General features: G+C 74.3%; 3 protein-coding genes and 1 pseudogene. 2 read left to right on the top strand and 2 right to left on the bottom strand.

The genetic code is table 11. The features are described 5' to 3' along the window. Positions 1–696, top strand: a pseudogene (locus ACTUAL_RS31785) (hypothetical protein); the annotation flags it as partial. Between the two features lie 67 nt (positions 697–763). On the opposite strand, the gene ACTUAL_RS31780 reads toward ACTUAL_RS31785, so the two are convergent. Beyond that, a complete protein-coding gene (locus ACTUAL_RS31780) occupies positions 764–1153 on the bottom strand; it encodes a hypothetical protein (protein WP_096495458.1) in 390 nt (129 codons plus the stop codon). A 145-nt stretch (positions 1154–1298) separates the two neighbouring features. After that, positions 1299–2588, bottom strand: coding sequence for an MFS transporter (locus ACTUAL_RS31775; protein WP_440902811.1), 1290 nt, complete (start codon positions 2586–2588; stop codon positions 1299–1301). Positions 2589–3168: 580 nt separating this feature from the next. On the opposite strand from ACTUAL_RS31775, the gene ACTUAL_RS31770 reads away from it, so the two are divergent. Continuing rightward, positions 3169–3976, top strand: an 808-nt coding sequence (locus ACTUAL_RS31770) for an aminotransferase class I/II-fold pyridoxal phosphate-dependent enzyme (RefSeq protein ID WP_440902810.1), incomplete at its 3' end; no start/stop codon positions are given.

Raw genomic sequence — 3976 nt, 5'->3', positions numbered from 1 at the left:
GTGGGTCTGCTCGCCGCGCTGCTCCCGCCGGCGCTGGCCGGGACCGAGCACCTGGTGAACCTGGGGACCGACGCCCCCGACGGCGGGTTCGCGCCGGAGGCGTCCACGGCGGCGGGCGTGCTCGTCGCGCTGCTGGCGGCGGGCGCCGCGCTGGCCGTGACCAGGGGCGCGCTGCTGCGGACCGCCGCGTGCGCGGTGCTGCTGGCCGCGCTGGCCAACCCGATCGACTCGGCGCTGGGGCAGGTGGAGAACCCGTGGCAGCCCGCGCTCCTGGCGCTGGTGGTGGGCGTCGCGGTGGCGGGCACCCGCTGGGCCGCGCTGACGGCGGTGGCGCTGAGCGCGGTGCTGGCGGTGTCCGTGCTGCTGTCCGGGCCGCTGCCGGGAAGTCCCACCGCGCAGGGCGACCAGGTGCTGCCGCCGTGGCTGCTGCTGGCGCTCGCGGCCCTGGCGGCGGTGACGGCGGTGGCCGGGGTGACGCCGGTGCTGGCCGGGACGGGCGCGCTGCCGGTGCTGGTGGGGCCGCTGCTGCTGGCGGGCTGCTGGGCGGCGCGCGACGCGGCGCGGGTGTTCGTGCCCGGCGGCGACCTGCCCGCGCCGGACCGGACCGCGCTGTGGGGCCTGCTGCTCGCGGCGGCGGCGTTCCTGCTGCTGGTGGCGGCGTTCCAGGACCACCGGGCGGTCGCGCCGCGCGGCTGAGCGCGGGCGGGGTGGGGGAGCACCACCTGCCGGAAGGTGCTCCCCGGTCTTCGGCGCCCGCCCGCGATCACCCGGCCAGCGCGGCGCGGATCCTGCCGATGACCGCCTGCTCGGCCTCCCCGACCTGGCCGTCGGCCTCGGCGACCTGGTGGCAGATCGCCTCGACGGCGTCGGGGAACGTGGCGGCGTCGGCCGGGGACTTGGCGGCCAGGATGCGCGCGGACTGCCGCAACGCCTCCACGACCCGCTCCTCCAGCTCGGCCTCGGCGATCCCGGACAGGTCGACCCTGCTGGAGTGCAGGGCGTTCCGCAGGTCGGGGGAGAGGTTCTTGAGCGCCTGCAACCCCGCGTACCGCTCCTGGATCACCGGGCCGGGGTCGGCGTGCGAGACGAGCAGCATCACACCGAAGACGGCTTCACGCAGAGTGTTGCTCTCCGCGCCAGTGTAGAAGATCATGCGGCCAAGCATAGGGATCACGCCCTCGCGCACGCCGGGAGCCGCGCCGCTCGCCCCGTTCTGCCGCCTTCCGCCCGGCGGTGGGCCGGGCCGGTGGGCCGGACCTGGGCGCGGGGGGTGCGGGACCCCCCCCCGCCCCCCCGCCTCACGCCCGGCGCAGCGGGGCCACGCCCGGAGCGCCGCCCTCCTGCCCGATCTCCGGCACCCGCCGCACCGCGAGTGCCCCCGCGATCCCCAGCAGCGCCAGGAACCCGAAGAACGCCGAGTACCCGCCCAGCGCCAGCAGCAGCGCCGCGACCAGCGGCACCAGCGACTGCGGCAGCATGTTCGCGATGTTCACGATCCCCAGGTCCTTGCCCGCGTTCGCCCCGTCCGGCAGCACCCGCACGCACATCGCCATGTCCACCGCCAGGAACATGCCCATGCCCAGCCCGAGCACGCCCGCCGCCACGAACACCGCGGTGAGCGAGGGCGCGAACGCCAGCAGCGCCATGGACAGCACGCCGATCGCCGCCGACGCGATCACGAACGGCTTCTGCCGCCGCAGTACGTCCGACAGGTAGCCGCAGCCCAGGCTGCCGATGATCGCCGCGGGCACGTTCACCACCGACCAGATCAGCACCAGCCCGCCGACCTCGGCCTGCCCCACCCCGAAGCGCTGGATCAGGTACAGCGACACGTAGCTGCCCGCCGCGTACGTCGCGGTGATCAGGAACCGCACCAGCCACGCCCACCCGAACGCCGGGTAGCGGCGCGGGTCCAGCCAGAACGACTTCAGCAGCTCGCCCAGCCCGCCCGGCGCGACCGGCCGCCGCTCCGGCCTGCCCTCGCGGATCAGCAGCACCGCCACCACGCCGCCCGCCGCCGCGATCGCCGCGACCACCTGCCACTGCAGGGCCGAGCCCGGCGGGAGCTGGTTCACCACGATCAGGCCCAGCATCGGCGCGAACGGGATCACCAGCCCGAGCAGCCCGGACGCCAGGCCGCGCCGCTCGGCGGGCACCTGGTCGGCGAGCACCGCGGTCGTGGAGGCCTGCTGGAAGCTGAACAGCGCCTTCGCCAGGCACCACAGCAGCACGACCTGCCACACCGCGTCCGCCTGCCCCAGCACCACCAGGGTGGCCGCGCCGGTGAGCGCGCCGAACAGGATCCAGGTGCGGCGGCGGCCCAGCGCGAACGCCGCCAGGTCGCTGATCCGCCCGGCGACCGGGGTCACCACCAGCACCACGATCGCGGCCAGGCCGGTGGCCACGCCGAACGCGCCCGTCGCCGCCCCGCTGCTGCCGGTGATCCCGACCAGCCGCAGGGTCAGCAGCAGTTGCAGCGGCGTGATGATGGCTACGTAGACCCCGAACTGGGAGGCCAGCAGCGCGGCGGCGACCCGGCCGAACCGCGTTGTCCCCGCTTTGCCTGAGGTGGGCACGTCGACGCTCATCACTGGTCTCCGTTCGCGCGCGCCGGTGGGCGCCAAGTCGCGGTGGGGTCCGGCCGCGGCGTTTCATTTGCGCCGATCCGGGGTTGACGGGTCGACACCGTACGACCGCGCGGGAGCGCTGTCACCTGTTCGGCTTTCGCCGCGCCGGGGATTGTGGGGGTGCGTCGGGGCCGCTGCCAGGTGAAAAGCGCGGGGAGTCGGCCGAAAAGTTCCGCCAAACGAGACGCGGACTCCGTTCGGAGGCACTTCGGTGCCTTTTCGGGGTTGCTCCGCACGGACCACCGTCTTTCCGTCCGCCGGTCCAACCGCGTTGCGGCACAAGGCAAAACCCGGTGGTCGTCCGCTCGGCCGACGTGGCATCGGGTTTCCGAACCTGTTGACCGGGCGGCGGGTGCGAGCGTTAGGGTAAGGGACGGTGCAGTTAATTTCCCGGAGGTTCCGGTCGGGTAAAAGCTGCCCGGTTCGGGTTGTCCGGACGCAGGTCTTGACGGCATCCAGCCTTGATCGTTAGCGTTTTGCTCGATTTATTCGGCGGACAATCGAATCGAATGCGTCGCAGCCACCGCGAAAGGCTGGTCCCGTGGCCCGGATCGTCCATCAGCTCTCCCTGAACGAGAACCACTCGCCGCCGCTGCCGGGGGTCCCCGAGGCGGTGGCCGGGTTGGTGGACCGGGTCAACCTCACCCTGGACCCGCTGTCGGCGGGCCTGGAGGCGAAGATCGCCGGGCACTTGGGCGTCGGCGCGGAGCGCGTGGTGGCCGGGGTGGGCTCGGCGGCGCTGCTCCAGCAGTTCCTGATGACCCACGCGGGCGCGGGCTCCAGGGTCGTGCACACCTGGCCCTCGTTCGAGATGTACCCGCTGCTGATCGGCAACGCGCAGGCCACCGCCGTCGCCGTCCCGGACCCGGACGACCGGATGGACCTCGCCGCCGTGGCCGCCGCCGTCACCGACGACACCAAGGTCGTCCTGCTGTGCAACCCGAACAACCCCACCGGCGAGGTGCTCGACGCCGCGCGGTTGCGCGGCCTGCTCGACGCCCTGCCGCCGCCCGTGCTGCGGCTGGTGGACGAGGCCTACCGCGAGTTCGCCGACCCCGACGTGGTCGCCGACGCGCTCGACCTGGCGCGGGTCGACGACCGGGTCGCCGTCGTGCGCACCTTCTCCAAGGCCCACGGCCTGCTCGGCCTGCGCGTGGGCTACCTGGTCGGCGCGGAGGCGGTCGTCGCGCCGCTGCGCATGACCACCCTGTTCTTCCGCGTGCCCACCGTCACCCAGGCCGCCGCGTCGGCCGCGCTCGACGCCGAGGACCAGGCGCGCCGCAACTGCGCCGCCGTCGCCGTCGAGCGGGACCGGGTCCGCGACGGCCTGGTCGAGCTGGGCCTGGACG

This window comes from Actinosynnema sp., from assembly GCF_052038725.1.
Note: the sequence above shows the minus strand (reverse complement) of the source record. Positions and strands in the feature narration are given on the sequence as shown.

What these genes read in the sequence shown, in the direction of transcription:
- ACTUAL_RS31775 (WP_440902811.1), bottom strand. Translation starts at nt 2,588, where the DNA reads ATGAGCGTCGACGTGCCCACCTCAGGCAAAGCGGGGACAACGCGGTTC.
- ACTUAL_RS31780 (WP_096495458.1), bottom strand. Translation starts at nt 1,153, where the DNA reads ATGATCTTCTACACTGGCGCGGAGAGCAACACTCTGCGTGAAGCCGTC.